Genomic DNA, 26,488 nt, shown 5'->3' on the forward strand with positions numbered 1-26,488 from the left:
CTCACTCCTACAGTTGATCGGGGGTTGCCGCAGATATTTGGGTTGTCCCCAATTGCCGCCACACCTTCACTTGTCCCCACGCGCGCGGGCTGGACCTGGGTTTTGCTGGCGGGGCTGGCAGGTGTCGGCTATGGTCTGGCCTACCGTTTCGGCGGACTCGGCGCGGCGATCGCCACGCACTTCGGGCTGAACCTGCTGCATTTCGCCCTGTTCACCTATCCGATGCTCGCGGGTTGAAGCAAGGCCCGTTTTGCGACGCCGTACATATAACTGAAAAAAAACTTCAATAATTTCCTGACACCGCCGACAACCTTTCAAAGCCTTGCGGATTGAAAAACCATGCGTAATAACCAGCCCATCACACAGCGCGAACGGACTTTCCCGGCTCAGCAGCGGTTGATTTCCACAACCGACGCCAAGGGCGTGATCACCTACTGCAACGACGCTTTCGTCGAGATCAGCGGGTTTTCGCGTGAGGAGTTGATCCGTGCGCCGCACAACCTGGTTCGTCACCCCGACGTCCCGGCTGCGGTGTTTTCGCACATGTGGGGCACACTGAAACAAGGCTTGCCATGGATGGGCATTGTCAAGAATCGCTGCAAGACCGGTGATCATTACTGGGTTAACGCCTATGTAACGCCGGTGTTCGACGGCAATCAGGTGGTCGGTTACGAGTCGGTGCGGATCAAACCCACCGCCGAACAGATCCGCCGTGCCGAAGCGCTCTACCAACGCATCAACCAGGGCAAGCCCGCGATCCCTTCCAGTGATAAATGGCTGCCGGTGCTACAGGACTGGCTGCCGTTCATTCTGGTCAGCCAGTTGAGCTTCGTGATCGGCGCGACGTTGAACTCGCATTGGGGCTTCGCCCTCGCCGCCGGTCTGTCGGTGCCACTGGGCCTGATGGGCCTGCAATGGCAACAACGCGGGCTCAAGCGCCTGCTGCGTCTGGCCGAGCAGACCACTTCCGACCCGTTGATCGCGCAGATGTACACCGACAGCCGTGGCGCCCAGGCGCGTCTGGAAATGTCGATCCTCAGCCAGGAAGCGCGCCTGAAAACCTGCCTGACCCGTCTGCAGGACACCGCCGAACACCTGACCGATCAGGCCAAACAGTCCGACTCGCTGGCGCACAACAGCTCCATCGGCCTGGAACGTCAACGCGTGGAAACCGAACAGGTCGCCACCGCCGTCAACCAGATGGCCGCAACCACTCAGGAAGTGGCGAGCCACGTACAGCGCACCGCTGACGCGACTCAGGAAGCCAATCGCCTGACCGGTCGCGGCCGCGACATCGCCGGGGAAACCCGCGAAGCCATTCAGCGCCTGTCCGTGGTCGTCGGGGAAACCGGCCTGACCGTGACCCAACTGGCCAAGGACAGCGATGAAATCGGCGGCGTGGTTGATGTGATCAAAGGCATTGCCGATCAGACCAACCTGCTGGCACTGAACGCTGCGATTGAAGCAGCGCGTGCTGGTGAAATGGGTCGTGGCTTTGCCGTGGTGGCTGACGAAGTGCGTCAACTGGCACAACGCACCAGCGAATCGACCGGGCAGATCCATGCCCTGATCGCCAAATTGCAACAGACTGCATCCAGCGCCGTACAAACCATGGAAGCCGGGCATCGCCAGGCGGAAGAAGGCGTGGCGCGGGTACTGGAAGCGGATCAGGCGCTGGTGGGGATCAGTGAAGCGGTGGCCAACATCACCGACATGACCACCCAGATCGCTGCCGCGACCGAAGAGCAAAGTGCGGTGGCTGAAGAGATCAGCCGCAACATCAGCAATATTTCGGAACTGGCGGATCAGACGTCGGAACAGGCGCATAACTCGGCGTTGCTGAGTGAAGAGCTGACGAAGACTGCCAACACGCAGTATTCGTTGGTGGAGCGGTTTAACCGCTAAAAGCAAAAGATCGCAGGCTTCGACATCTCCTACAGGAAAATGCATTCCAATGTAGAAGCTGCCGCAGGCTGCGATCTTTTGATCTTGAAAGCCCGGATAGCGAAAGCGTCCGGGCTTTTTGTTGCCGGTCTGAAATTGATGCTGCGTGACAGACCGCTTTCGCGAGCAGGCTCGCTCCTACATTGGGTCTGCGGTGATCACCGATTACGTGCCCGACAACAAATCCCCTGTAGGAGTGAGCCTGCTCGCGAAGAGGCCTGACCGCCAACGCCATTCTTAAGGCAAACGGAAGTTATCCAGCAATCGATTGACCAACAGCTCGTTCATCATGATCACCTGTTGCAGCGCCAGCAGCGGTTTGCGCTCCGGGCCGCCTATCGAGTTGGCGATATTGCCGGCCATGGCATGGGCGTACGACAGCGATTCACAGGCCTCGACGAGCAGGGTTTCGTCATCCAGCGTGGGGTCGACGAGATAGACAGGGCGAAATTTGGGCGAAGGTGGCGGAGCCGTCAGATCTTCGGGTCTGAGGTAGTAGTCGAGGGCGCGATCTGTCGCTTCTTTTACCTTTTGCGGGCTGAGCGCTGGGTCGTGGGGGGATTGGATCGATATGCGGTGGGTTTGGCGTGATTTTGAACATGGATGAAACTCCTATCGCAGTTTAAGGAGCCATCACTCTCGCTACCAAACGAGTGGGTGGTGGCCATACGCTGGTTGGTAGACCGGCTGCAATAGGAACCCGGCGCTCACGAGTGAGCCCCACGCATGACCACCATAACGCCGAGCCTCAAGAACGAGACTCTATAAGGTGTTGCCACACAGCTATTACAGACGGGCTACCAAACCCGATCACTGTTTTTCAGTGACAGGGAAACGATATAGCCAGCTCCATAGCCTTGTAAGCCGGCGGATTCTGGCGTACGCGTAGGTAACGGCGCAAGGTGTTGTAGGCCTCATGGCGTAATGCTTTGTGTGATTTAAACGTGATCACGGAATTACGTTTACGCATCGATGGCGCAGGTGATCCCCTGCTCTATTGATGTTGTCTGGCAGGCCGTCATCGCGAGCAGGCTCACTCCTACATTGGTTCTGTGGTGATCACGGATTAAGTGCCCGACCAAGATCTCCTGTAGGAGTGAGCCTGCTCGCGAAGAGGCCTTCTCTACCGGCTACGATCTCGCTCAAACAATGCAGACACTGCCTACAACTGCGCCAGAATGCGCCGACTGGTGCTCATTGAGGCCAGGTTCTATCGTTTGCCTGTCGCTACTCAATCACGCGGACCGGTCAGCATGAATACACACCCCACCCGAAAACCCGAAAAACAGAAACTTTGTGATGAACTGACACACCTTGATGTTCAACAAGCCGCGCGTGTTGGACAGAAAGTGTTCGATAAATTTGTGATCACTGGCAGGCTACCCATTACCAAGTAAATCAAAAAGATCGCAGCCTTCGGCAGCTCCTACCAATCACTGTAGGAGTTGCCGCAGGCTGCGATCTTTTGATCTTGAAAGCCCGGATAGCGAAAGCGTCCGGGCTTTTTGTTGCCTGTCTGAAATTGATGCTGCGTGAGAGACCGCTTTCGCGAGCAGGCTCGCTCCTACATTGGGTCTGCGGTGATCACCGATTACGTGCCCGACAACAAATCCCCTGTAGGAGTGAGCCTGCTCGCGAAGAGGGCTGACCGCCAGCGCCGTTCTTAAGGCAAACGGAAGTTATCCAGCAATCGATTGACCAACAGCTCGTTCATCATGATCACCTGTTGCAGCGCCAGCAGCGGTTTGCGCTCCGGGCCGCCTATTGAGTTGGCGATATTGCCGGCCATGGCATGGGCGTACGACAGCGATTCACAGGCCTCGACGAGCAGGGTTTCGTCATCCAGCGTGGGGTCGACGAGATAGACAGGGCGAAATTTTGGCGAAGGTGGCGGAGCCGCCAGGTCTTCGGGTCTGAGGTAGTAGTCGAGGGCGCGATCTGTCGCTTCTTTTACCTTTTGCGGGCTGAGCGCTGGGTCGTGGGGGATTGGATCGATATGCGGTAGGTTTGGCGTGATTTTGAACATGGATGAAACTCCTATTGCAGTTTAAGGAGCCATCACTCTCGCTACCAAACGAGTGGGTGGTGGCCATACGCGGGTTGGTAGACCGGCTGCAATAGGAACCCGGCGCTCACGAGTGAGCCCCACGCATGACCACCATTGAACTGAGCCTTCACAAAGAGACAGCACAGGGTGTTGTCACACGGCTATTACAGACGGGCTACCAAACCCGATCACTATTTTTCAGTGACAGGGAAACGATATAGCCAGCTCCATAGCCTTGTAAGCCGGCGGATTCTGGAGTACGCGTAGGCAACGGCGCAAGGTGTTGTAAGCCCCATGGCGTAACGGGTTGTGTGATTTAAACGTGATCACGGAATTACGTTTACGCATTAATGGCGCAGGTTGATCCCCTGCTCTTTGGATGTTGTCTGGAAGACAGCTTTCGCGAGCAGGCTCGCTCCTACAGTTGGATTGAGTGCATTCAGTTAGAGATTGGTCAGCTGGCAGGCCGCCATCGCTGGCAAGCCAGCTCCCACAGGTAAGCAAAAGCCAGATCAAAAGATCGCAGCCTTCGGCAATTCCTACAGAGGCGCCAAGTACACCCCGCACGCGGCGCATGCCGCCCCACTCAAAGGATGAGCGTTAGCTCGGCTGCAGCTCTTGATCTTGACTCACGGGCGACATCGGAAGGCTGAGTGGAGGAATTCATCCGGGGGTGGGAGCGCAGCGACCGTTTGGCGAAGCCAAATGCATCGAGAGGAGGTGCAGCGCAGCAAACCGTAGGCGATGCGCCCGGATGGATCCCGGAGTGAAGGAACCCCGAGCCCCAGCGAGCGGGCCGTACGTTGGAGCAAGCGTTTTTTTGCTTACTTTTTTTCGGCGTTTGTAAAAAAAGTGAGTCGCCGTCAGGGCGAAACCCTAAGTGGCCGTTACCGCAGCAACGGATATTCACCCAAACATTACCGAAGAAACGAAGCTACTTTCTGCGCAGCGCTAGCCAAATGCTGTTCATGGGTAAACCCGGAAACCTTCAACGGCTTCAAATCATGATCTCCGGCCGCTAGCCACGCCACCTCAATACTCGGTGACAAAGTGTAAGCCTCGACAGCTTCACGATTGCCCAGCGCATCCCGCTCGCCCTGCACAATCAACGTCCGAGTCTGCAAAGAAGCCAAATGCTCAACCCGAGGCTTCTCCGGTTTACCCACCGCATAAAACGGATATCCCAGACACACCAGCGCATCAGCCCCCAACTCATCAGCAAGCAAACTGGCCATCCGCCCGCCCATGGACTTCCCGCCGATGGCCAAAACCCCAGTGACATGACGTCGCACTTCGACAAACACCTCACGCCAGCACTCCAACAGTTTAGGAGCCAGGTTCGGCGGCCGTTTGCTGCCATCGATGCGCCGCTGCGCCATATACGCAAACTCAAACCGCAACACGTTCACCCCAAGCCCGGCAAGGCGCCCAGCCATATCGTTCATCCAGTCGCTATCCATCGGCGCCCCCGCCCCATGCGCGAGAATCAACGTCGCCGCAGCCTCACCACTGGCGGCGTTCCAGAGCCACCCATGATCACGCACGCACTGCGCCCATTGATCCCCGTCAATACTGGCCTTGTGCTGTTTGTCCATGCTTGCCTCGCTTTTAGTCTGCCTATAACTCCAGACGAAGGATTCGCGGCGTTTTTTGCCCGCGAGCTCACTTCGGCTGAACCGTGGATGGGGAACCATGAACACTTCTATCAGTACCGCCTACAACTACAAGGTGGTCCGCCAATTCGCCATTATGACGGTGGTGTGGGGCATCGTCGGCATGGGGCTCGGGGTTTTTCTCGCCGCCCAATTGGTCTGGCCCGAACTCAACTTCAATTTGCCGTGGACCAGTTTCGGCCGCCTGCGCCCGCTGCACACCAACGCCGTGATCTTCGCGTTCGGCGGCTGCGCCCTGTTCGCCAGTTCCTTCTACTCGGTACAGCGCACCTGCCAGACGCAACTGTTTGCGCCGAAAATCGCCGCGTTCTGCTTCTGGGGCTGGCAGCTTGTCATTCTATTGGCAGCAATCAGCCTGCCGCTGGGTTACACCAGTTCCAAGGAATACGCCGAACTTGAATGGCCGATCGATATCCTGATCACCATCGTCTGGGTCGCCTACGCGATCGTGTTCTTCGGCACGATCATGCAGCGCAAGACCAAGCACATTTATGTGGGAAACTGGTTCTTCGGCGCGTTCATCATCACCGTGGCGATTTTGCACATCGTCAACAACCTTGAGTTGCCGGTGAGTTTCACCAAGTCCTACTCGGTGTACGCCGGTGCAACTGACGCGATGGTGCAATGGTGGTACGGCCACAACGCCGTAGGCTTTTTCCTCACCGCCGGTTTCCTCGGGATGATGTACTACTTCGTGCCGAAACAGGCCGAGCGTCCGGTGTATTCGTATCGCCTGTCGATCGTGCACTTCTGGGCACTGATTACTCTGTACATCTGGGCCGGCCCGCACCACTTGCACTACACCGCGCTGCCGGACTGGGCGCAGTCGCTGGGCATGGTGATGTCGCTGGTACTGCTGGCGCCGAGCTGGGGCGGCATGATCAACGGCATGATGACCCTGTCGGGCGCCTGGCATAAGTTGCGCAGCGACCCGATCCTGCGCTTCCTCGTGGTCTCGCTGGCGTTCTACGGCATGTCGACCTTCGAAGGTCCGATGATGGCGATCAAGACGGTCAACGCCCTCTCCCACTACACCGACTGGACCATCGGCCACGTTCACGCCGGCGCTCTCGGCTGGGTGGCGATGATTTCCATCGGCGCGCTGTATCACATGATCCCGAAAATCTTCGGCAAAGAGCAGATGCACAGCATCGGCCTGATCAACGCGCATTTCTGGCTCGCGACCATCGGCACCGTGCTCTACATCGCCTCGATGTGGGTCAACGGCATCGCCCAGGGCCTGATGTGGCGCGCAGTGAACGAGGACGGCACGCTGACCTACTCCTTCGTCGAAACCCTGGTGGCCAGCCACCCAGGCTTCGTCGTGCGGCTGATTGGTGGGGCGATCTTCCTCAGCGGCATGTTCCTGATGGCTTACAACACCTGGCGCACCGTGCGGGCCTCGCAGCCTGCTGACGTCGTTGCTGCCGCGCAGATGGCCTGAGGAGTCCGCCATGAAACACGAAACGATTGAAAAGAACGTCGGCCTGTTGATGTTGCTCATGGTGTTTGCCGTGAGCATCGGCGGCCTGACCCAGATCGTCCCGCTGTTCTTCCAGGACGTCACCAACAAACCGGTGGAAGGCATGAAGCCCTACACCGCGCTGCAACTGGAAGGCCGCGACATCTATATCCGCGAAGGCTGCGTCGGTTGCCACTCGCAGATGATCCGCCCGTTTCGCGCCGAAACCGAACGTTACGGGCACTACTCGGTGGCCGGCGAAAGCGTCTGGGATCACCCGTTCCTGTGGGGCTCCAAGCGTACCGGTCCAGACTTGGCCCGGGTCGGCGCGCGCTACTCGGATGACTGGCACCGCGCGCACTTGTACAACCCGCGCAACGTCGTGCCTGAGTCGAAAATGCCGGCCTACCCATGGCTGGTCACGCAAGCGGTCGACAGCAGCCACACCGAAACCAAGCTCAAGACCATGCGCACCCTCGGCGTGCCATACACCGACGACGACATCAGCGGCGCGGTCGCCAGCCTCAAGGGCAAGACTGAAATGGACGCCCTCGTCTCCTACCTGCAAGTGCTCGGCACTGCAATCAAGAGCAAGAGGTGAGCCATGGTCATTGAAATGAGTGCAGGCCTGATTCGCGGCCTCGGCACGGTCGTGGTGTTCGTCGCCTTCGTCGGCCTGACCTTGTGGGTGTTCAACCGCAAGCGCACCCCGGAATTCGCCGAAGCACGCCTGCTGCCGTTCGCCGACGAGCCACAAACCGACACTACCCAAGCAAATGAACCGAGGAGTACCCGGCCATGACCACCTTCTGGAGTACGTGGATCTGCGTACTGACCATCGGCAGCCTGATCGGCCTGACCTGGCTGCTGGTCGGCACCCGTCGGGGCGAGACCAAGGGCAGCGTCGACCAGACCATGGGCCACAGCTTCGACGGCATCGAGGAGTACGACAACCCGCTGCCGCAGTGGTGGTTCATGCTGTTCGCCGGCACGCTGGTGTTTTCCGTGGGCTATCTGATCCTCTATCCGGGCCTCGGTAACTGGAAAGGTATCCTGCCCGGCTACGAGGACGGCTGGACCGGCGTCCACGAGTGGGAAAAGGAAATGAGCAAGGCTGACGCCAGGTTCGGGCCGATCTTCGCCAAATTCGCTGCCATGCCGCTGGAAGAAGTGGCGAAGGATCCACAGGCGCTGAAAATGGGTGGCCGTTTGTTCGCCTCCAACTGCTCGGTGTGCCACGGCTCCGACGCCAAAGGCGCATTCGGCTTCCCTAACCTGGCTGACAGCGACTGGCGCTGGGGCGGCGACGCCGACACCATCAAGACCACCATCATGGGTGGACGGATGGCGGCGATGCCGGCCTGGGGCGAAGTGCTCGGCGAAGCCGGGGTGAAGAACGTTGCCGCTTACGTGCGTCACGAACTGGCCGGCCTGCCACTGCCAGCGGACAGCAAGGCTGACCTGCAAGCCGGACAGCAAGCGTTCAGCACCACTTGCGTAGCCTGTCATGGGGCAACCGGCCACGGCACTGAAGCCATGGGTGCGCCGAATCTGACGCACCCGGCCGGATTTATTTACGGCACCAGCCTGACCCAACTTGAGCAGACCATCCGCCATGGCCGTCAGGGCCACATGCCGGCGCAGAATGAGCTGTTGGGCAACGATAAAGTGCAATTGCTCGCCGCTTATGTGTACAGCTTGTCGCACGGATTGAATACAGAAAAACTTGTAACTGAAGACAACAAATAGCAAGTATTGCGTACACTTCTGCCGCACCATTCTCGGTGCGGCAGCATCCCGCCCCTTTGCGACGCATTGTCGCACCCCGTCACACCCTCTCCTTTCGGTTCCTCTGATTCGGGTCTACGCTTGCTCGATGCGGACTGGCCCGTGCCGGTTCCAGGTCGACCCCGAGCGATGTGTTCGATGAATTGGCTGACAGACTCGCCGCAAAGGCCGGTAGATACCGGCTGTCGCGCCGATTGCCATTCATCAGCCGAACTGGCCGTTCGAACATACCTCGTTACAACTGACCTGAACCCCTCGCTTTTTTCGTCCGCTGCGACATTTTGTCCGAGGCCAATTTTGACCTTACGCGGCGCATGGAAAGGCCGCAGAATCAGCGTTGGAAAGCATTGACCCAGGTCATGGCGCGTTGCAATGACCCCCTGCTCTCTGCATACTTGCGGCCGATTTTAATCCTAATAAAACACCCAAACCGTGGAACCTTAGAATGAGCACAGCAATCAGTCCGACTGCTTATAACTATAAGGTAGTCCGCCAGTTCGCCATCATGACGGTGGTCTGGGGGATCCTTGGCATGGGGCTCGGTGTCTTCATCGCCTCGCAACTGGTCTGGCCGGAATTGAACTTCGGTCTGCCGTGGACGAGCTTTGGACGCCTGCGCCCGTTGCACACAAACCTGGTGATTTTCGCTTTCGGTGGATGTGCACTGTTTGCCACTTCCTACTATGTCGTGCAGCGAACCTGCCAGACGCGACTGATTTCCGACAGCCTCGCGGCCTTCACCTTCTGGGGCTGGCAAGCGGTCATCGTCGGCGCGATCATTACCTTGCCGCTGGGTTACACCACCACCAAGGAATACGCGGAACTGGAATGGCCGCTCGCCATTCTGCTGGCCATTGTCTGGGTCACCTACGGTCTGGTGTTCTTCGGCACCATCACCAAGCGCAAGACCAAGCACATCTATGTCGGTAACTGGTTCTACGGCGCATTCATCGTCGTGACCGCGATGTTGCACATCGTCAACCACGCCTCCTTGCCGGTAAGCTTCTTCAAGTCCTACTCCGCCTATGCGGGCGCGACCGATGCGATGATTCAATGGTGGTACGGCCACAACGCCGTGGGCTTCTTCCTCACCACCGGTTTCCTCGGGATGATGTACTACTTCGTGCCGAAACAGGCCGAACGTCCGATCTACTCCTATCGCCTGTCGATCGTGCACTTCTGGGCACTGATCACCCTGTACATCTGGGCCGGCCCGCACCACCTGCACTACACCGCGCTGCCGGATTGGGCGCAATCGCTGGGCATGGCCATGTCGATCATCCTGCTGGCGCCAAGCTGGGGCGGCATGATCAACGGCATGATGACCCTGTCGGGCGCCTGGCATAAGCTGCGCACCGACCCGATCCTGCGCTTCCTTGTGGTCTCGCTGGCGTTCTACGGCATGTCGACCTTCGAAGGCCCGATGATGGCGATCAAGACCGTCAACTCGCTTTCGCACTACACCGACTGGACCATCGGCCACGTACACGCCGGCGCTCTCGGCTGGGTAGCGATGATCTCGATCGGTGCGATCTACCACATGATCCCGAAACTGTTCGGCCGTGCGCAGATGCACAGTGTCGGCCTGATCAACGCGCACTTCTGGCTCGCGACCATCGGCACCGTGCTGTACATCGCCTCGATGTGGGTCAACGGCATCACTCAGGGCCTGATGTGGCGTGCAATCAACGACGACGGCACCCTCACCTACTCGTTCGTTGAAGCGTTGCAAGCCAGCCACCCGGGCTACATCGTCCGTGCGCTGGGCGGTGCATTCTTCGCCAGCGGCATGTTCCTGATGGCTTACAACGTCTGGCGCACCGTGCGCGCCTCGAACCCGGCTGAAGCCGAAGCCGCTGCCCAGATCGCTGTCGTTGGAGCTCACTGATGAAGCATGAAGCTGTCGAGAAGAACATTGGCCTGCTGGCCTTCTTCATGGTCATCGCCGTCAGCGTTGGCGGCCTGACCCAAATCGTTCCGCTGTTTTTCCAGGATGTCACCAACAAGCCGGTCGAAGGCATGAAGCCGCGCACTGCACTTGAACTGGAAGGCCGCGACGTTTACATCGCCAACGGCTGTGTCGGCTGCCACTCGCAGATGATCCGCCCGTTCCGTGCTGAAACCGAACGCTATGGCCACTACTCGGTTGCCGGTGAAAGCGTCTGGGATCACCCGTTCCTGTGGGGTTCCAAGCGTACCGGTCCGGACCTGGCCCGTGTCGGCGGTCGTTACTCCGATGACTGGCAGCGTGCGCACTTGTACAACCCGCGCAACGTTGTGCCTGAGTCGAAAATGCCGGCTTACCCGTTCCTCGTGGAGAACAAGCTCGACGGTAAGGACACCGCTAAAAAAATGGAGGTCTTGCGCACGCTCGGCGTCCCTTACACCGACGAAGACATCGCCGGTGCAAAGGATGCCGTGAAGGGCAAAACCGAAATGGACGCGCTGGTGGCCTACCTGCAAGGCCTGGGCACCATCATCAAAAGCAAACGGTGAATTAGATGGATATCGGGATGATTCGTGGCCTGGGCACCGTTGTTGTGATGGTGGCCTTCATCGGTCTGGCGTTGTGGGTGTTCAGCCCCAAGCGCAAGTCGGAGTTTGAAGACGCGACCTTGTTGCCTTTTGCGGATGATCCCGAAGCCATCAAGCACGTCGAGCAAGCTTCTAGGAGTAACAAAGAATGACTACATTCTGGAGTCTGTACGTCACAGTCCTCAGTCTCGGTACGATCTTTTCCCTGACCTGGCTGCTGCTGTCGACCCGCAAGGGCCAGCGCAGCGAACAGACGGACGAGACAGTCGGGCACTCCTTCGACGGGATCGAGGAGTACGACAATCCACTGCCGAAATGGTGGTTCATGCTGTTCGTCGGCACCATCGTTTTCGCCTTGGGTTACCTGGTGCTGTACCCGGGCCTTGGTAACTGGAAAGGCCTGCTGCCGGGTTATAACTACCTCGATAACGACAAGCAGACCGCGTTCGCCAACGGCCAGACCGGCTGGACCGGCGTCCACGAGTGGGAAAAGGAAATGGCTCGTTCGGACGCCAAGTTCGGTCCGATCTTCGCCAAGTTCGCGGCCATGCCAATCGAAGAAGTCGCCAAGGACCCGCAAGCCCTGAAGATGGGGGGACGTCTGTTCGCCTCCAACTGCTCGGTCTGCCACGGTTCCGACGCCAAGGGCGCTTATGGCTTCCCTAACCTGACCGACGCCGACTGGCGCTGGGGCGGTGAGCCGGAAACCATCAAGACCACCATCATGGGCGGTCGTCACGCCGTGATGCCGGCCTGGGCTGAAGTCATTGGTGAGCAAGGCGTGGCCGACGTAGCGGCATTTGTCGTGACCAACCTCGATGGCCGCAAGCTGCCGGAAGACACCAAGGCTGACCCGGCCAACGGTGGCAAGCTGTTCGCCGCCAACTGCGTGGCTTGCCACGGTCCGGCGGGCAAAGGCACTCCGGCCATGGGCGCGCCTGACCTGACCCACCCTGGCGCGTTCATCTACGGTTCGAGCTTCGCGCAACTGCAGCAGACCATCCGTTACGGCCGTCAGGGCCAGATGCCGGCGCAGGAACAACTGCAAGGCAACGACAAGGTGCACCTGCTGGCGGCTTACGTTTACAGCCTGTCTCACGGTGAAAAAGCACCGGAAGCGAACGCCGAGTAAGGCCGACGCCTGAAACAAAAAACGGCCCCGCCAATGAGAATTGGCGGGGCCGTTTTGCTTCTACTTCCTTTATCGAACGACCAGTGGTTATTTTCTGAAGCGCTTAGAGGTTGCCGCACATCGAACACGGTAGTAACGTTTCTACAAACCTTACTCAGGGGAGATCGTCATGATGGCCATCACCACCATTTCAAGCCGCGAATTCAATCAAGACACAAGCAGTGCCAAAAAAGCCTCGCGTCAGGGGCCGGTTATCATCACCGACCGTGGCAAGCCTGCTCATGTACTGCTAAGCATTGAGGAGTACCAGAAACTGACGGGTACGAACGCGAGCATCGTCGATTTGTTAGTCATGCCTGAATCGGCAGACATTGAATTCGAAACCGAGCGTGCCGTGATCACTCACCGCCCTGTGGATCTGTCCTGAATGTATTTACTCGATACGAATGTGATTTCCGAACTGCGCAAACCGCAGGCTGACGCGAATGTCGTCGCCTGGGCCAAGAGTATTTCTGCGTCACGCCTGTTTATGTCTGTGATTACCTTGATGGAGCTGGAGACAGGGGTGCTGCGCATAGAGCGTCGCGATTCCGACCAGGGAAAGGTACTGCGCCATTGGTTAAAACGGCACGTAGTCCCCGCCTTCGACACTAGAATCCTGCCTATTGACGCAGCTGTCGCCGTTCGCTGTGCCAGCCTGCATGTTCCCGATCGCGCCAGCGAAAGCGATGCGCTGATCGCAGCGACAGCATTGGTTCATGGTTTTACGGTGGTGACCCGCAATACCGGCGATTTTCAAAGCAGTGGCGTGGCACTCATCAATCCATGGGATTGATGAATTCGCCCTTTGACGGCGAAGGACCGGTGATACCTACGTTACAAACTGCCGATTTGAAAAGACCCCGCCAGCCATCCGACGGGGCCGTTTTTCATGGCCGATTGGCCCAGATGGATTTCACCGGAATGGTGTCGATCAACTCCCGTTTCTGCCATTGATTGTCTGTCACCAGATAGACCTGCAACTGCTTGCGATCCTCGGTAAAACTGGTGATCAGGTAAGTCTGTTGAGAAGTGGCACCACTCAGGTACATCGGTACATTCCCCAACCAGTAGGAATTTCCGCCGTCCCTGTGCAAGTGGCCGGCAAATACCGCAGTGACCTGATATTTCCTGATCATTTCGATAAAGCGCTTCTGCTGGCTCGCGTCGCCCTTCATCTCCAGCGGCTTGTGCATATTGATGATGGCGTACCCCGCAGCCCTCGCCAGTCGGAGGTCGGTCTCCAGCCAGTCCAGTGCGCAGGTGATGTTGAATGTGGTGGGGTTCCAGACGCTGGAGATATTCGTCATGTAGGTAGGCTCGTTATTGAGCTGCACCAGATGCACATCGCCGAGGGTCTTGGAGTAAGCGAGGCTTCCCGAACTTCAAAACATACTTCCCCACAGCAACCAAAAACCATTTCGCCCCTCATTAATGATCACGCTTACGAGTGCTCATGATTTGCGGTAAATGCTCGATGGACTCACACGTTGTCGACCGGTATTTTCTCTTTCCATCTGGCGAGCACTCGTCAGACCGCCCCCCTACAGCCCGCTGTTTTTCAAGGAAGAATGCCATGCGAGAATCCGATCACGATTGCGTGCAGTCCCACGAAGACTTCACCTACACCAACCCAGCTGTCGACCCCGCTACACCTGCACCTGCACCTGATGACTCCATCACCGTCGAAGTCGTGAAGAAAAAAACAGGTAGCGGACTCGACAGCCTGGGCGGCGGAAGGCTGGACTGACGCCTTACTGACTCGACTACCAGGCAATCCCGAGGCTCGCTCGTCAGAGCGAGTCTCATGCATCGTCTATAGTCAATTGCCCCGCCAATGAGAATTGGCGGGGTCTTTTTATTCAAGCCTACCCTGCCTATTTCACGGGAATCGTGTCCAACACCACACGACTTGGCCAGTTGTTGCCGTTGACCTGGCTGATAGTCAGGCTTTTCCTGTCGCTGGAAAAACCGGCGATCAGGTAGGTTTGCTGGGAAGCGGCACCACTTAGAAACACTGGTACGCTGCCGAAATAGCGGTAAGCGTAAAGACTGCGTCCTACCGATTGATGAAAGTGCCCGGCGAATACCGCCGTGACGTTGTAAGTGTTAATCAACTTATTGAAACGCTCGATCTGTTGCGTCGTTCCCTGCCATTGACCGGGCTTGTGCATGTTGACAATGATGATTTGCCCACGATCACGCGCAGCCTTCAAATCCTTTTCCAGCCAATCCAGCGAATCCTTGATTTCAAAGGTCGTAGGGTTCCAGGCGCTTGCAATACGTACTGAGTACGTCGGTTCGTTGTGCAACTGTACAAGATGCACATCCCCAACATCTTTGGAATAAGCCAGACTTCCGGAATAAAGCCTATTGAAGACAGGCCCACTGATATTCAGGTCCAGACTATCGACCTTGCCTCGATGATGTTCTTCGAAGTCGGTAATACTACCGGCAGCACAGTTTTCAGAGAAACAGCTGTTGTTTTCATAATCATGATTGCCGAGACCGTAAAGCACATTCTCGCCAAAGTACTTACCCATTACCGGCCGCAACCAACTGCGCTGCCAGCCATGACCGTAGGCCGTAATGTCGCCATTGATCATGACCGGAATATGTTCAGGGGACGTACTGAAGTTCTTCCTGAAACTCGCAATATCCGAAAACTGGCTTTCGATGAGCTGTCGGGAACGGGCCTCCTTTTCCGGCTGAGTCTCAGCTTCACCACTGTCCGTCTTGTCCGTCCAGGGGTATTGAGGGTCGGATGCAAATACCATGTAGTGGGGATTTTGTTCAGCCAGCACCATGGGCGAAATAAAACCAAATACGCATACAAACGCACAGACAATTCGGCTTTTATTAAATAGAGCCTTCATATAATTCCTTTTATTTTCAATTGAGAAATAGCGATAACGTAATCGCAATCGGAAGTTAATGGAAAATCGAAAAGAACAAAACTGCAAATCCATTGCAAATTAATTAACTGCACTTACTACCTTTCCGCCCCCAAACAAAAAACCATTAAAGTTCAAACCTGTATCACTAAGAAATTGCTGAAGGACGCTGTTTACGGATTCGCCTGCAGCCGCAAAAAACTCAGCCATACTCAACAAGTCAATTGATCTGCGTCAGACTTTGTTACGTTCGCTACACCATTGGCATTTTTTTCCCAACGCGACCAAAGGTCGCACCCGTTCGTCGGCGTGACAGGCGTATCATTGCGCCACTGCAACGCCCTTTCTGACCCCGGCCGGCACGTATCGACCGAGGCATTTTTCCACTGCCGTGGGATGCAATGATGAGCAACCAGATTCCGGTACACGACGTCACGCCACCCAGCAAAAACGCGAACAACAGCGTTGATCTCTACGCCTCTCGAGAAAAAATCTACACCCGCGCCTTCACCGGCCTGTTCCGCAATTTGCGGATGATGGGCGGTGCCGCGCTGTTCCTGCTGTATTTCGGTACGGTCTGGTTGAACTGGGGCGGCCATCAAGCCGTGTGGTGGAACCTGCCAGAGCGCAAGTTCTTCATTTTCGGCGCGACCTTCTGGCCGCAGGATTTCATTCTGCTGTCGGGTCTGTTGATCATTGCTGCGTTCGGGCTGTTCTTCATCACCGTGTATGCCGGCCGTGTGTGGTGCGGCTACACCTGCCCGCAAAGCGTGTGGACATGGATTTTCATGTGGTGCGAGAAGGTCACCGAAGGCGACCGCAACCAACGCATCAAGCTCGACAAGGCGCCGATGAGTGCCAACAAGTTTGCGCGTAAATTCGCCAAACACGCGCTGTGGCTGCTGATCGGTTTCGTCACCGGCATGACCTTCGTCGGCTACTTCTCGCCGATCCGCGAACTGGTGTTCGAATTCTTCACCGGCCAAGCCGATGGCTGGTCGTACTTCTGGGTCGGTTTCTTCACCCTCGCCACCTACGGCAACGCCGGTTGGTTGCGCGAGCAGGTGTGCATTTACATGTGCCCGTATGCGCGCTTCCAGAGCGTGATGTTCGACAAGGACACGCTGATCGTTTCCTACGACCCGCGTCGCGGCGAAAGCCGTGGCCCGCGCAAGAAAGGCGTCGACTACAAGGCCATGGGCCTGGGCGATTGCATCGATTGCACCATGTGCGTTCAGGTCTGCCCGACCGGCATCGACATCCGCGACGGCCTGCAGATCGAGTGCATTGGCTGCGCGGCGTGTATCGACGCCTGCGACAGCATCATGGACAAGATGGACTACCCGCGCGGCCTGATCAGCTACACCACCGAGCACAACCTCTCCGGGCAGAAAACCCATAAACTGCGGCCACGCCTGATCGGCTACGCGGTGGTGCTTTTGGCGATGATCAGTCTGCTGGTGACCGCGTTCTTCATGCGCTCGCTGGTCGGTTTCGACGTCAGCAAGGACCGCGTGCTGTACCGCGAGAACGCCGAAGGCCGGATCGAAAACGTCTACAGCCTGAAGATCATGAACAAGGACCAGCGCGATCACACCTATGTGCTGGAAGCCGCCGGCCTGCCGGATCTGCGCCTGCAAGGCAAACGCGAGATCAAAGTGGCGGCCGGAGAAATTTTCAGCATGCCGGTCGAACTGTCGAGCGCACCGGAACAACTGCCATCGAGCACCAACGAGGTGAAATTCATCCTCAAGGATGCCGATGACGACAGCGTCCACGTTGAAGCCAAGAGCCGATTCATCGGCCCACAAATCCGTTGAGAGAACTGAACATGCCCGCCGCAAACGCCGCAAGTCCCTGGTACAAGCACCTCTGGCCGTGGATCATCATCGGGATTCTGGCCTGCTCGGTGACGTTGACCCTGTCCATGGTGACCATCGCGGTGAACAACCCGGACAACCTGGTCAATGACAATTACTACGAGGCCGGCAAAGGCATCAATCGCTCGCTGGATCGCGAGTTGCTCGCGCAGAACCTGAAAATGCGGGCAGCGGTGCATCTGGATGACGTGACGGGCGAAGTTGACCTGCGTTTGAGCGGTGACAGCCAGCCGAAGACCCTGGAATTGAACCTGATCTCGCCGACTCAGCCGGAAAAGGATCGCAAAATTGTTCTGACCCGCAGCGAAACTGAAGCCGGTCGCTACATCGGCCAACTGAGCGACAAGATCGAAGGCCGCCGGTTTGTCGAGCTGCTGGGGTCTCAGGATGACCACGTCTGGCGCATGTTCGAAGAAGAACTGGTCAGCCATGACAAGGATCTGCTGCTCGGTGATGAACCGCTGCAAGGCGCCGAAGACTTGAAGAAGTAACCTTGCCATTGTGGCGAGGGAGCTTGCTCCCGCTGGGGTGCGAAGCGCCCCCAAAACCGGCTTTACGGTTCATTCAGACATAGTGAGTCTGCTGCTTTGCGACTGCTTCGCAGCCGAGCGGGAGCAAGCTCCCTCGCCACAATAGATTTTCATGGCAACAGAAATGACCACCCCACTCCCCTGCTACCACTGCGCCCTACCCGTTCCGTCCGGCAGCCGCTTTACCGCTGTCGTCCTCGGGGAGTCCCGCGAGTTCTGCTGCCCCGGCTGCCAGGCCGTGGCCGAGGCCATCGTTGCCGGTGGGCTGGAAAGCTATTACCAGCATCGCAGCGAAGCGTCGGCCAACCCCGAAGCGCTGCCGGTGCAACTGGTGGATGAGCTGGCGCTGTACGACCGCGCCGATGTGCAAAAACCTTTCGTCCGCCATGAAGGCGACCTCGCCGAAACCACGCTGCTGATGGAAGGCATCAGTTGCGCGGCCTGCGGCTGGCTGATCGAGAAACATCTGCGCACGCTGCCTGCGGTGGCCGAGGCGCGATTGAACCTGTCCAACCATCGTCTGCACGTGCGCTGGGCCGATGGGCAATTGCCGTTGAGCCAGGTACTCGCCGAACTGCGTCACATCGGTTACGCCGCGCACCCCTATCAAGCCGACCGCGCCAGCGAACAACTGGCCAGCGAAAACCGCCTCGCCCTGCGCCAGCTCGGGGTGGCCGGGCTGCTGTGGTTCCAGGCGATGATGGCGACGATGGCGACCTGGCCGGAATTCAACATCGACCTCAGCCCCGAGCTGCACACGATCCTGCGTTGGGTCGCGTTGTTTCTGACCACGCCGATCGTGTTCTACAGTTGCGCACCGTTCTTCAAAGGGGCGATGCGCGATTTACGCACGCGGCACCTGACCATGGACGTCTCGGTATCGCTGGCGATCGGCAGCGCGTACATCGCCGGGATCTGGACGTCGATTACCGGCGTCGGCGAGTTGTATTTCGATGCAGTCGGCATGTTCGCGCTGTTTTTGCTCGCCGGACGCTACCTGGAACGCCGCGCCCGCGAGCGCACCGCCGCTGCCACCGCACAGCTGGTCAACCTGTTGCCGGCCTCGTGCCTGCGTCTGGATGCAGCCGGCCAGAGCGAACGCATCCTGCTCAGCGAACTGCGCCTGGGCGACCACATTCTGGTGCAACCGGGTTCGATCCTGCCGGCGGACGGCAAGATCCTCGACGGCCAGTCGAGCATCGACGAATCGCTTCTGACCGGTGAATATCTGCCGCAACCGCGCATGCCGGGTGAAGCGGTGACGGCGGGTACACTCAACGTCGAAGGCGCGCTGACCGTTGAAGTGCAGGCACTGGGGCAAGACACGCGATTGTCGGCCATCGTCCGTTTGCTCGATCGCGCCCAGGCGGAAAAACCGCGCCTGGCGGAAATCGCCGATCGCGCCGCGCAATGGTTTCTGCTGTTGTCACTGATCGCCGCAGCCGCCATCGGCCTGTTGTGGTGGGAGCTGGATTCGTCGCGGGCGTTCTGGATTGTCCTCGCCATGCTCGTCGCGACTTGCCCGTGTGCATTGTCGCTGGCAACGCCGACCGCGCTGACGGCCGCCACCGGCACCCTGCACAAACTCGGTCTGTTGTTGACTCGCGGCCATGTGCTGGAGGGTCTGAATCAGATTGATACGGTGATCTTCGACAAGACCGGCACGCTCACCGAGGGCCGGTTGGTGTTGCGCTCGATCCGTCCGCTGGGGACGCTGAACAGCGAGCAATGCCTGAGCCTCGCCGCCGCACTGGAAAACCGTTCGGAGCACCCGATCGCCCGGGCTTTCGGCCGTGCGCCGCTGGCAGCGGAAGAAGTCCACAGCACGCCGGGACTGGGTCTTGAAGGTCTGGTCGGTGAGCAGCGTTTGCGCATCGGTCAGGCGGAATTTGTCTGCGCCCTCAGCGACTCGCCTTTGCCGACGATGCCGGACGAGCCGGGCCAATGGTTGCTGCTCGGTGACAGCGCCGGGCCGCTGGCGTGGTTTGTTCTCGATGACCGCTTGCGCGACGATGCGCCCGCCCTGCTCGCTGCGTGCAGGGCCCGTGGCTGGCGCACCTTGCTGCTGTCCGGCGACAGTTCGCCAATGGTCGCCAGTGTCGCCGCCGAACTGGGTATCGACGAAGCCCGTGGTGGTCTGCGGCCGGACGACAAGCTGCAAGTGCTGCAACAGTTGCACAAGGAAGGTCGCAAAGTGCTGATGCTCGGCGACGGCGTCAACGATGTGCCGGTGCTGGCTGCCGCCGACATCAGCGTGGCGATGGGTTCGGCCACCGATCTGGCGAAAACCAGTGCCGATGCCGTGCTGCTGTCCAACCGCCTCGACGCATTGGTGCAGGCGTTCACGCTGGCGCGGCGCACCCGCCGGGTAATCATCGAGAATCTGCTGTGGGCCGCGCTGTACAATGGCCTCATGTTGCCGTTCGCCGCCCTCGGCTGGATCACCCCGGTGTGGGCCGCCGTCGGCATGTCGATCAGTTCGTTGACCGTGGTGCTCAATGCCCTGCGCCTGACTCGCCTGCCGAGCACGCCAGCCACCCGCACCTCGTCAGAAACCCGCCCGCTGCCGGCCTGAGCCGTGCAGGCATGGAGTACAGATGCCAGCTCTCTACGTGATGATCCCGGCCGCGTTGCTGATCGTGGCCATCGCCGTGTACATCTTCTTCTGGGCGGTGGACAGCGGCCAGTACGACGACCTCGACGGCCCGGCCCACAGCATCCTGTTCGACGACCAGGACCCGAACCACACCGCGGCCGTCGACGAAGCCAACGCGAACAAACCGGACGACAAGGCGCCTCCCCATGCTTGAACTGGCGCCACTGCTGGTCTCGGCGCTGATCCTCGGCCTGCTCGGTGGCGGCCATTGCCTGGGGATGTGCGGCGGTTTGATGGGCGCGCTGACATTGGCGATTCCCAAGGAACAACGCAGCCGGCGCTTTCGTTTGCTGCTGGCGTACAACCTTGGGCGGATCCTCAGTTACGCCACCGCAGGTTTGCTCATCGGCCTGGCTGGCTGGGCGGTGGCCAACAGTCCCGCCGCGCTGTTCATGCGCGTGCTGGCCGGGCTGCTGCTGATTGCCATGGGCTTGTACCTCGCCGGTTGGTGGAGCGGCCTGACCCGCATCGAAAGCCTCGGGCGCGGTGTGTGGCGCTACATCCAACCGGTGGCCAATCGCTTGCTGCCGGTGTCGAGTCTGCCCCGCGCGCTATTGCTTGGCGCACTGTGGGGCTGGCTGCCGTGTGGACTGGTTTACAGCACGCTGCTGTGGTCGGCCAGCCAGGGCAACGCGCTGGACAGTGCGCTGTTGATGCTCGCGTTCGGCCTCGGCACTTGGCCGGTGTTGCTCGCCACCGGCCTGGCCGCCGAGCGAGTGACCGCGCTGCTGCGCAAACGCAGCGTGCGCATGGCCGGTGGATTGCTGGTGATCCTGTTCGGCATCTGGACCCTGCCCGGCCCGCATCAGCATTGGTTGATGGGTCACTGACATGAACCCAAGAAATTGAGCCAGTGATATCTACTGTGGTGAGGGGATTTATCCCCGACCGGCTGCGAAGCAGTCGTAAGACCTGTCAGCAAGGTATGACTGGAAGAATGTAGGGGACCGCTTCGCGCCCCATCGGGGCGGTGCGACGTTTCGCTGAATCCCCTCACCACAAAATCCAGGCAAACCCTTCAACCACCGTTGATGCAAATCAACAGCCCCATCGCCGCACCCCGATAGACTCGCCACACTGCCAGCCTATCCGGGGGAATGCCCGCATGCTCGACGCCATTCGTTGGGACACTGATCTGATCCGCCGCTACGACCTGGCGGGGCCGCGCTACACCTCGTATCCGACGGCCGTGCAATTCAACAGTCAGGTCGGCACTTTCGACCTGTTCCATGCCCTGCGCGATAGCCGCAAGGCTCTGCGGCCGTTGTCGCTGTACGTGCATGTGCCGTTCTGCGCGAACATTTGCTACTACTGCGCCTGCAACAAAGTCATCACCAAGGATCGCGGTCGCGCATTGCCGTACTTGCAACGGCTGGAGCAGGAAATCCAGCTGATCGCCTGCCACCTCGATCCGACGCAAAAAGTCGAACAGCTGCACTTTGGCGGCGGCACGCCGACCTTCCTCAGCCACGATGAACTGCGGCAACTGATGGCGCACCTGCGCAAGCATTTCAATCTGCTGGATGACGATTCCGGCGATTACGGCATTGAGATCGACCCTCGCGAGGCCGACTGGTCGACCATGGGCCTGCTGCGCGAACTCGGTTTCAACCGGGTCAGCATCGGTCTGCAAGACCTTGATCCGGCGGTGCAACGGGCGGTCAATCGCCTGCAGAGCCTGGAAGAGACCCGCGCCGTGATCGACGCGGCGCGCACTCTGCAATTTCGCTCGATCAACATCGACCTGATTTACGGCCTACCCAAGCAGACTCCGGACAACTTTGCCCGCACCGTCGAGGAAGTCATCAGCCTGCAACCGGATCGGCTCTCGGTGTTCAACTACGCGCACCTGCCGGAACGCTTCATGCCGCAGCGACGGATCAACGGCAACGAACTGCCAAGTCCGACGCAGAAACTGGAAATGCTCCAGCGCACCATCGAGCAACTGACCGCCGCCGGTTACCGCTACATCGGCATGGACCACTTTGCCCTGCCCGACGATGAGCTGGCGATTGCCCAGGAAGAACAAACCCTGCAACGCAACTTCCAGGGCTACACCACTCACGGCCATTGCGATCTGATTGGTCTGGGGGTGTCGGCGATCAGCCAGATCGGCGACCTGTATTGTCAGAACAGCAGCGATCTCAACGAATACCAGAACACCCTCGCCGCCGCGCAACTGGCGACCAGTCGTGGCCTGGTGTGCAATGCCGATGATCGGCTGCGTCGCGAGGTGATCCAGCAGTTGATCTGCAATTTCAGCCTCGAATTCGCCGACATCGAGCAAGCGTTCAACGTTGATTTCCAGGGTTACTTCGGCGCGCTGTGGCCGCAACTGCAAGGCATGGCCAAGGACGGCCTGATCACGCTGGACAGCGAGAGGATCGAAGTATTGCCGGCGGGACGCCTGCTGGTGCGTTCGGTGTGCATGGTGTTCGACGCTTACCTCGAACAGCAGAACCGCCAGCGTTTCTCGCGGGTGATTTAGTTTTTCATCAGCAGTGAACCGACTTGCATGTTTTGCTCGGACGTCAGACCCGATTGGCCCACCACTTTCGACAAAGCCAGATTGGCGGTGATCAAACCAGTGTTCAACGCAGCGATGGCGCCACGCAGGCTGGCAACCTTGATGATTTTTTCTTCGTTGGAAAGGCGCTTGTCGGCCATGATCTTTTCGATCTGCGCCTTTTTCTCGGCAATCTCTTTTTGCAGCTTGCGGATCATCTTCAGCAATTGCTGGATGTTCTCGGGCAAACCGCTTTCTTCGATGTCGCGATTATCGCCGCCCGCACTCGCCGATTTCTCGATGGAAGCTCCGGACAGCGACACTTTGACGCCTTCGACCAAGGTCGGGGTTGCCTCCTCGGTCGAGCCGTCTTCGCGTGTATTGCCTGAAGCCGCTTTAAACGTCTCCGGCAATGCCGCAACGTCGTTGCTACCGGGGCCCAGCGTGCCAATGGCGGCCATCGAGTCGTTCCTTGTATGCGTTCTGATACCTGTTTATCGGCGGCTTGCCCTGCGGCTTTACGCCCGCGGGTCAAACTCGCCACAGACTGGCCTGAATGTCCTCCCGTGAGTTACCCTTACGGCTTATGTGTGTTTTCCCACAAGGATTAAAGAAATGTCCGAGCCAGTTAAACTGCGCGCTCACAACCAGGCCCATTGCAAGGATTGCAGCCTGGCCCCTCTCTGCCTGCCACTTTCTCTGAATCTGGAAGACATGGATGCGCTGGACGAAATCGTTAAACGCGGCCGCCCGTTGAAAAAGGGTGAATTCCTGTTCCGTCAGGGCGACACGTTCGATTCCGTTTATGCAGTACGCTCCGGCGCCCTGAAGACCTTCAGCCTGAGCGACACTGGCGAAGAACAACTCACCGGTTTCCACCTGCCGAGCGAACTGGTCGGCCTGTCTGGCATGGACACCGAGAAACACCCGGTGTCCGCCCAGGCACTGGAAACCACCTCGGTTTGCGAAATCCCTTTCGAACGCCTCGACGAACTGGCCCTGCAACTGCCGCAACTGCGCCGCCAGTTGATGCGCGTGATGAGCCGGGAAATTCGCGACGACCAGCAAATGATGCTGTTGTTGTCGAAGAAAACCGCCGATGAGCGCATCGCGACATTCCTCGTCAACCTGTCGGCGCGCTTCCGTGCTCGCGGCTTCTCGGCCAATCAGTTCCGCCTGAGCATGTCGCGCAATGAAATCGGCAACTACCTGGGCCTGGCGGTGGAAACCGTGTCGCGGGTGTTCACCCGTTTCCAACAAAACGAACTGATCGCCGCCGAGGGCAAAGAGATCCACATCCTCGACCCGATCCAGCTCTGCGCCCTGGCCGGCGGCTCGCTCGACGGCTGATCTCGACCCGCGGCCGAGCGCATCGTTTCAGCCGCGGGTATACTGCGCCGTTTGCAGCCCTGCCAGGACAACTCGACGATGGTCTTCGACTCCTTCGACATCAAATCCCTGATCCGCCCCGTGATCGACTTCCCGAAACCGGGCGTGATCTTTCGCGACATCACCCCGCTATTCCAGTCGCCGACGGCCCTGCGCCTGGTGATGGACAGTTTCGCCCACCGCTATGTGGAAGCCGACTTCACCCACATCGGCGCGATGGATGCCCGTGGTTTCCTGATCGGTTCGGTGCTGGCTTATCAGTTGAACAAGCCGCTGGTGCTGTTCCGCAAGCAAGGCAAACTGCCGGCGGACGTATTGGCCGAAGGTTACGCGACCGAGTACGGCGAAGCCTTCCTGGAAGTGCACGCCGACAGCCTGTGCGAAGGTGATTCGGTGGTGATGTTTGATGATTTGATCGCCACTGGCGGGACGCTGATTGCAGCGGCCAACCTGATTCGCCGCATGGGCGCGCGAGTGCATGAGGCGGCGGCGATTATCGATTTGCCGGAACTCGGTGGCTCGCAGCGTCTGGAAGATATGGGCATCCCTACCTTCTGCCTGACGCAGTTTTCTCTCGCGGAACAATAAGCGTCGCCCTTCTGGCCGCCATCGCGAGCAGGCTCACTCCTACAATTTGGAATGCGTTCCCCTGTAGGAGTGAGCCTGCTCGCGATGAGGCCAGCAGTCCCACCTGAAATCCTAAAGGCCCATCTGCTTGCTGATGATTTCGTTCATCACCTCTCGCGTCCCGCCGCCAATCGACAAGATGCGGTTATCCCGATACAGCCGCTCCACCAGACTCTCGCGCATATAACCCAGCCCGCCAAGAATCTGCACCGCTTCGCTGGTGATCCGGTCCGAGGTGTCCGTGGCGAAGTTCTTGGCCATGGAAATCTCCTTGATCACACTCTGCCCCGCCGCCATCTTCGCCGCTTGCCGGTAGGTGAATTCCCGCGACACTTCCAGCGCTGTGGCCATTTCGGCGAGGCGATGCTTGATCACCTGGAACTTGCCGATCGGTTTGCCAAACGCCTCACGCTCCCGCGCCCACTTCAGCGCCTCCTCCAGCGCCAGCTGCGCGGTCATGTTGGCCATCAGCGCCAACGCCAACCGCTCGCTCTGGAAGTTGCCCATGATGCAGGCGAAGCCCATGTTCTCGGCACCGATCAGGTTTCCTGCTGGCACCCGGCAATTGTCGAAGAACAATTCCGCCGTGTCCGACGCCCACCAACCCATTTTCTTCAACTGACGGCCGACGGTGAAACCCGGCGTACCCTTTTCAATCAATAGCAGACTGATGCCGCCGAAACCTGGCGCACCCGTGCGTACCGCGACGGTATAGAAGTCGGCGCGTACGCCGCTGGTGATAAAGGTTTTGCTGCCGCTGACCCGGTAGAAGTCGCCGTCACGCACGGCGCGGGTTTGCAGGTTGGCGACGTCGGAGCCGCCGCCGGGCTCGGTGATCGCCAGCGCGCTGATCTTCTCGCCACTGAGCACTTGCGGGACTACGCGATCGCGAACTTGCGGCCGCGCCCATTTGACGATCGGCGGCAGACCGATATCCAGCGAACCCAGCCCCGCCACCAGGCCGCCGGAGCCGCAGCGCATCAGTTCTTCACTGGCGGCGACCTTGGCGAACAGGTCGCCCTCATGGCTGCCGCCCAGCGCTTCGGGGTAGCCGATGCCAAGGATGCCGGCGGCGCCGGCCTTCAGGTACAACTCACGGGGAAAGCTTTCGGCTTCTTCCCACTGATCGATGTCCGGCAGGATCTCGCGCTCGACGAAACGTCTGACGCTGTCGCGGACCATTTGGTGGCTGGGATCGAAGTATTCCTGAAAGGCAGGCATCGGCGAACTCCACTGAAGGGTTCGCCGACGTTAACCGAGCGCTTGCTTGGTTTTCAACACAATTGTGTGAACCTGAAAGACTGAGGCGCTTTGATCGCGAGCAGGCTCACTCCTACAGGGGAATGCATTCCAAATGTAGGAGTGAGCCTGCTCGCGATGAGGCCA

At 58.9% G+C, this 26,488-nt stretch carries 26 protein-coding genes and 2 pseudogenes; 21 read left to right on the top strand and 7 right to left on the bottom strand.

Annotated elements, in window-relative coordinates:
* Nucleotides 1–84: 84 nt before the first annotated feature.
* Together JFT86_RS29420 and JFT86_RS26855 are read left to right on the top strand one after the other, a co-directional pair.
* Nucleotides 85–237, top strand: a pseudogene (locus tag JFT86_RS29420) (CPBP family intramembrane glutamate endopeptidase); the annotation flags it as partial.
* A gap of 102 nt (nucleotides 238–339) precedes the next feature.
* Entirely contained in the window at nucleotides 340–1,905 is a 1,566-nt protein-coding gene (locus tag JFT86_RS26855) for a PAS domain-containing methyl-accepting chemotaxis protein (RefSeq protein WP_201239118.1), read from the top strand.
* Between the two features lie 276 nt (nucleotides 1,906–2,181).
* Here the strand turns inward: JFT86_RS26855 and JFT86_RS26860 are convergent.
* The 3 genes and pseudogenes from JFT86_RS26860 to JFT86_RS26870 form a co-directional block, all read right to left on the bottom strand.
* Nucleotides 2,182–2,545, bottom strand: a pseudogene (locus JFT86_RS26860) (hypothetical protein).
* A gap of 1,062 nt (nucleotides 2,546–3,607) precedes the next feature.
* A complete protein-coding gene (locus JFT86_RS26865) occupies nucleotides 3,608–3,970 on the bottom strand; it encodes a hypothetical protein (RefSeq protein ID WP_201239119.1) in 363 nt (120 codons plus the stop codon).
* A 938-nt stretch (nucleotides 3,971–4,908) separates the two neighbouring features.
* A complete protein-coding gene (locus JFT86_RS26870) occupies nucleotides 4,909–5,586 on the bottom strand; it encodes an alpha/beta family hydrolase (RefSeq protein WP_201239120.1) in 678 nt (225 codons plus the stop codon).
* A 97-nt stretch (nucleotides 5,587–5,683) separates the two neighbouring features.
* Between JFT86_RS26870 and ccoN (JFT86_RS26875) the strand changes: the two genes are divergently transcribed.
* From ccoN (JFT86_RS26875) to JFT86_RS26920, 10 genes are all read left to right on the top strand, one after another.
* A complete protein-coding gene (gene ccoN / locus JFT86_RS26875; protein ID WP_007960356.1) occupies nucleotides 5,684–7,108 on the top strand; it encodes a cytochrome-c oxidase, cbb3-type subunit I in 1,425 nt (474 codons plus the stop codon).
* Between the two features lie 10 nt (nucleotides 7,109–7,118).
* Complete coding sequence (gene ccoO, locus JFT86_RS26880) at nucleotides 7,119–7,727, top strand: cytochrome-c oxidase, cbb3-type subunit II (protein WP_003223389.1); 609 nt, start codon at nucleotides 7,119–7,121, stop codon at nucleotides 7,725–7,727.
* Nucleotides 7,728–7,730: 3 nt separating this feature from the next.
* Nucleotides 7,731–7,928 (top strand): cbb3-type cytochrome c oxidase subunit 3, encoded by a 198-nt coding sequence (locus tag JFT86_RS26885; RefSeq protein WP_201239121.1) that lies wholly within the window; start codon nucleotides 7,731–7,733, stop codon nucleotides 7,926–7,928.
* Complete coding sequence (gene ccoP / locus JFT86_RS26890) at nucleotides 7,925–8,875, top strand: cytochrome-c oxidase, cbb3-type subunit III (RefSeq protein ID WP_201239122.1); 951 nt, start codon at nucleotides 7,925–7,927, stop codon at nucleotides 8,873–8,875. Before JFT86_RS26885 ends, ccoP (JFT86_RS26890) begins: the two co-directional genes overlap by 4 nt.
* 484 nt (nucleotides 8,876–9,359) lie before the next feature.
* The gene (ccoN, locus tag JFT86_RS26895) at nucleotides 9,360–10,802 is read left to right on the top strand and encodes a cytochrome-c oxidase, cbb3-type subunit I (protein WP_129391558.1); all 1,443 of its coding nucleotides are present in this window, start codon (nucleotides 9,360–9,362) and stop codon (nucleotides 10,800–10,802) included.
* Nucleotides 10,802–11,410 carry a cytochrome-c oxidase, cbb3-type subunit II gene (gene ccoO, locus JFT86_RS26900; protein WP_007905434.1) on the top strand — a complete coding sequence of 203 codons (609 nt, stop codon included), beginning with the start codon at nucleotides 10,802–10,804 and terminating at the stop codon, nucleotides 11,408–11,410. The genes ccoN (JFT86_RS26895) and ccoO (JFT86_RS26900) overlap by 1 nt, the downstream gene beginning before the upstream one ends.
* 5 nt (nucleotides 11,411–11,415) lie before the next feature.
* Complete coding sequence (locus tag JFT86_RS26905) at nucleotides 11,416–11,601, top strand: CcoQ/FixQ family Cbb3-type cytochrome c oxidase assembly chaperone (RefSeq protein WP_003175465.1); 186 nt, start codon at nucleotides 11,416–11,418, stop codon at nucleotides 11,599–11,601.
* Complete coding sequence (ccoP, locus tag JFT86_RS26910) at nucleotides 11,598–12,581, top strand: cytochrome-c oxidase, cbb3-type subunit III (RefSeq protein ID WP_201239123.1); 984 nt, start codon at nucleotides 11,598–11,600, stop codon at nucleotides 12,579–12,581. The genes JFT86_RS26905 and ccoP (JFT86_RS26910) overlap by 4 nt, the downstream gene beginning before the upstream one ends.
* Nucleotides 12,582–12,753: 172 nt before the next feature.
* On the top strand, nucleotides 12,754–13,008 hold the full coding sequence (locus JFT86_RS26915; RefSeq protein WP_201234040.1) for a type II toxin-antitoxin system Phd/YefM family antitoxin: 255 nt from the start codon (nucleotides 12,754–12,756) through the stop codon (nucleotides 13,006–13,008).
* Entirely contained in the window at nucleotides 13,009–13,416 is a 408-nt protein-coding gene (locus tag JFT86_RS26920) for a type II toxin-antitoxin system VapC family toxin (RefSeq protein WP_201233945.1), read from the top strand.
* A gap of 94 nt (nucleotides 13,417–13,510) precedes the next feature.
* Here JFT86_RS26920 and JFT86_RS26925 read toward each other — a convergent pair whose 3' ends face one another.
* Complete coding sequence (locus JFT86_RS26925) at nucleotides 13,511–13,930, bottom strand: hypothetical protein (RefSeq protein WP_347340327.1); 420 nt, start codon at nucleotides 13,928–13,930, stop codon at nucleotides 13,511–13,513.
* Nucleotides 13,931–14,196: 266 nt separating this feature from the next.
* On the opposite strand from JFT86_RS26925, the gene JFT86_RS26930 reads away from it, so the two are divergent.
* Nucleotides 14,197–14,370, top strand: coding sequence for a hypothetical protein (locus JFT86_RS26930; RefSeq protein WP_201239124.1), 174 nt, complete (start codon nucleotides 14,197–14,199; stop codon nucleotides 14,368–14,370).
* 127 nt (nucleotides 14,371–14,497) lie between these two features.
* Here the strand turns inward: JFT86_RS26930 and JFT86_RS26935 are convergent, their stop codons facing one another.
* The gene (locus JFT86_RS26935) at nucleotides 14,498–15,496 is read right to left on the bottom strand and encodes a metallophosphoesterase (RefSeq protein WP_242489336.1); all 999 of its coding nucleotides are present in this window, start codon (nucleotides 15,494–15,496) and stop codon (nucleotides 14,498–14,500) included.
* Nucleotides 15,497–15,918: 422 nt separating this feature from the next.
* Here JFT86_RS26935 and ccoG point away from each other — a divergent pair, with 422 nt between their 5' ends.
* The 6 genes from ccoG to hemN all read left to right on the top strand — a co-directional run bounded on the left by ccoG (nucleotide 15,919) and on the right by hemN (nucleotide 23,068).
* Nucleotides 15,919–17,334, top strand: coding sequence for a cytochrome c oxidase accessory protein CcoG (ccoG, locus tag JFT86_RS26940; RefSeq protein ID WP_201239125.1), 1,416 nt, complete (start codon nucleotides 15,919–15,921; stop codon nucleotides 17,332–17,334).
* 11 nt (nucleotides 17,335–17,345) lie between these two features.
* Entirely contained in the window at nucleotides 17,346–17,885 is a 540-nt protein-coding gene (locus JFT86_RS26945) for a FixH family protein (RefSeq protein WP_201239126.1), read from the top strand.
* Nucleotides 17,886–18,048: 163 nt separating this feature from the next.
* Entirely contained in the window at nucleotides 18,049–20,499 is a 2,451-nt protein-coding gene (locus tag JFT86_RS26950) for a heavy metal translocating P-type ATPase (RefSeq protein ID WP_201239127.1), read from the top strand.
* Between the two features lie 22 nt (nucleotides 20,500–20,521).
* Nucleotides 20,522–20,734 carry a cbb3-type cytochrome oxidase assembly protein CcoS gene (ccoS, locus tag JFT86_RS26955; RefSeq protein ID WP_122592544.1) on the top strand — a complete coding sequence of 71 codons (213 nt, stop codon included), beginning with the start codon at nucleotides 20,522–20,524 and terminating at the stop codon, nucleotides 20,732–20,734.
* Nucleotides 20,727–21,410 carry a sulfite exporter TauE/SafE family protein gene (locus JFT86_RS26960; protein ID WP_201239128.1) on the top strand — a complete coding sequence of 228 codons (684 nt, stop codon included), beginning with the start codon at nucleotides 20,727–20,729 and terminating at the stop codon, nucleotides 21,408–21,410. Before ccoS ends, JFT86_RS26960 begins: the two co-directional genes overlap by 8 nt.
* Nucleotides 21,411–21,685: 275 nt before the next feature.
* Nucleotides 21,686–23,068, top strand: a complete 1,383-nt coding sequence (gene hemN, locus JFT86_RS26965; RefSeq protein WP_201239129.1) for an oxygen-independent coproporphyrinogen III oxidase — start codon at nucleotides 21,686–21,688, stop codon at nucleotides 23,066–23,068.
* On the opposite strand, the gene JFT86_RS26970 is transcribed toward hemN, so the two are convergent.
* On the bottom strand, nucleotides 23,065–23,547 hold the full coding sequence (locus JFT86_RS26970; RefSeq protein WP_201239130.1) for a hypothetical protein: 483 nt from the start codon (nucleotides 23,545–23,547) through the stop codon (nucleotides 23,065–23,067). The genes hemN and JFT86_RS26970 overlap by 4 nt on opposite strands.
* 154 nt (nucleotides 23,548–23,701) lie before the next feature.
* Between JFT86_RS26970 and fnr the strand changes: the two genes are divergently transcribed.
* Nucleotides 23,702–24,436, top strand: a complete 735-nt coding sequence (gene fnr / locus JFT86_RS26975; RefSeq protein ID WP_103303904.1) for a fumarate/nitrate reduction transcriptional regulator Fnr — start codon at nucleotides 23,702–23,704, stop codon at nucleotides 24,434–24,436.
* Nucleotides 24,437–24,514: 78 nt separating this feature from the next.
* Nucleotides 24,515–25,063 (top strand): adenine phosphoribosyltransferase, encoded by a 549-nt coding sequence (locus JFT86_RS26980; RefSeq protein WP_201239131.1) that lies wholly within the window; start codon nucleotides 24,515–24,517, stop codon nucleotides 25,061–25,063.
* A gap of 111 nt (nucleotides 25,064–25,174) precedes the next feature.
* Here the strand turns inward: JFT86_RS26980 and JFT86_RS26985 are convergent, their stop codons facing one another.
* The gene (locus JFT86_RS26985; RefSeq protein ID WP_201239132.1) at nucleotides 25,175–26,323 is read right to left on the bottom strand and encodes an acyl-CoA dehydrogenase family protein; all 1,149 of its coding nucleotides are present in this window, start codon (nucleotides 26,321–26,323) and stop codon (nucleotides 25,175–25,177) included.
* Nucleotides 26,324–26,488 lie beyond the last annotated feature (165 nt).

The sequence above is a fragment of the Pseudomonas sp. TH06 genome (assembly GCF_016651305.1).
Classification (GTDB): domain Bacteria; phylum Pseudomonadota; class Gammaproteobacteria; order Pseudomonadales; family Pseudomonadaceae; genus Aquipseudomonas.

Coding starts and splice junctions, on each gene's coding strand:
- JFT86_RS26985 (WP_201239132.1), bottom strand. CDS start 26,323: ATGCCTGCCTTTCAGGAATACTTCGATCCCAGCCACCAAATGGTCCGC.
- JFT86_RS26935 (WP_242489336.1), bottom strand. CDS start 15,496: ATGAAGGCTCTATTTAATAAAAGCCGAATTGTCTGTGCGTTTGTATGC.
- JFT86_RS26970 (WP_201239130.1), bottom strand. CDS start 23,547: ATGGCCGCCATTGGCACGCTGGGCCCCGGTAGCAACGACGTTGCGGCA.
- ccoO (WP_003223389.1), top strand. CDS start 7,119: ATGAAACACGAAACGATTGAAAAGAACGTCGGCCTGTTGATGTTGCTC.
- ccoP (WP_201239123.1), top strand. CDS start 11,598: ATGACTACATTCTGGAGTCTGTACGTCACAGTCCTCAGTCTCGGTACG.
- JFT86_RS26915 (WP_201234040.1), top strand. CDS start 12,754: ATGGCCATCACCACCATTTCAAGCCGCGAATTCAATCAAGACACAAGC.
- JFT86_RS26960 (WP_201239128.1), top strand. CDS start 20,727: ATGCTTGAACTGGCGCCACTGCTGGTCTCGGCGCTGATCCTCGGCCTG.
- ccoP (WP_201239122.1), top strand. CDS start 7,925: ATGACCACCTTCTGGAGTACGTGGATCTGCGTACTGACCATCGGCAGC.
- JFT86_RS26930 (WP_201239124.1), top strand. CDS start 14,197: ATGCGAGAATCCGATCACGATTGCGTGCAGTCCCACGAAGACTTCACC.
- JFT86_RS26865 (WP_201239119.1), bottom strand. CDS start 3,970: ATGTTCAAAATCACGCCAAACCTACCGCATATCGATCCAATCCCCCAC.
- JFT86_RS26925 (WP_347340327.1), bottom strand. CDS start 13,930: ATGACGAATATCTCCAGCGTCTGGAACCCCACCACATTCAACATCACC.
- hemN (WP_201239129.1), top strand. CDS start 21,686: ATGCTCGACGCCATTCGTTGGGACACTGATCTGATCCGCCGCTACGAC.
- ccoN (WP_129391558.1), top strand. CDS start 9,360: ATGAGCACAGCAATCAGTCCGACTGCTTATAACTATAAGGTAGTCCGC.
- ccoN (WP_007960356.1), top strand. CDS start 5,684: ATGAACACTTCTATCAGTACCGCCTACAACTACAAGGTGGTCCGCCAA.
- JFT86_RS26885 (WP_201239121.1), top strand. CDS start 7,731: ATGGTCATTGAAATGAGTGCAGGCCTGATTCGCGGCCTCGGCACGGTC.
- ccoG (WP_201239125.1), top strand. CDS start 15,919: ATGAGCAACCAGATTCCGGTACACGACGTCACGCCACCCAGCAAAAAC.
- JFT86_RS26950 (WP_201239127.1), top strand. CDS start 18,049: ATGACCACCCCACTCCCCTGCTACCACTGCGCCCTACCCGTTCCGTCC.
- JFT86_RS26945 (WP_201239126.1), top strand. CDS start 17,346: ATGCCCGCCGCAAACGCCGCAAGTCCCTGGTACAAGCACCTCTGGCCG.
- ccoO (WP_007905434.1), top strand. CDS start 10,802: ATGAAGCATGAAGCTGTCGAGAAGAACATTGGCCTGCTGGCCTTCTTC.
- JFT86_RS26855 (WP_201239118.1), top strand. CDS start 340: ATGCGTAATAACCAGCCCATCACACAGCGCGAACGGACTTTCCCGGCT.
- JFT86_RS26905 (WP_003175465.1), top strand. CDS start 11,416: ATGGATATCGGGATGATTCGTGGCCTGGGCACCGTTGTTGTGATGGTG.
- fnr (WP_103303904.1), top strand. CDS start 23,702: ATGTCCGAGCCAGTTAAACTGCGCGCTCACAACCAGGCCCATTGCAAG.
- JFT86_RS26920 (WP_201233945.1), top strand. CDS start 13,009: ATGTATTTACTCGATACGAATGTGATTTCCGAACTGCGCAAACCGCAG.
- JFT86_RS26980 (WP_201239131.1), top strand. CDS start 24,515: ATGGTCTTCGACTCCTTCGACATCAAATCCCTGATCCGCCCCGTGATC.
- JFT86_RS26870 (WP_201239120.1), bottom strand. CDS start 5,586: ATGGACAAACAGCACAAGGCCAGTATTGACGGGGATCAATGGGCGCAG.
- ccoS (WP_122592544.1), top strand. CDS start 20,522: ATGCCAGCTCTCTACGTGATGATCCCGGCCGCGTTGCTGATCGTGGCC.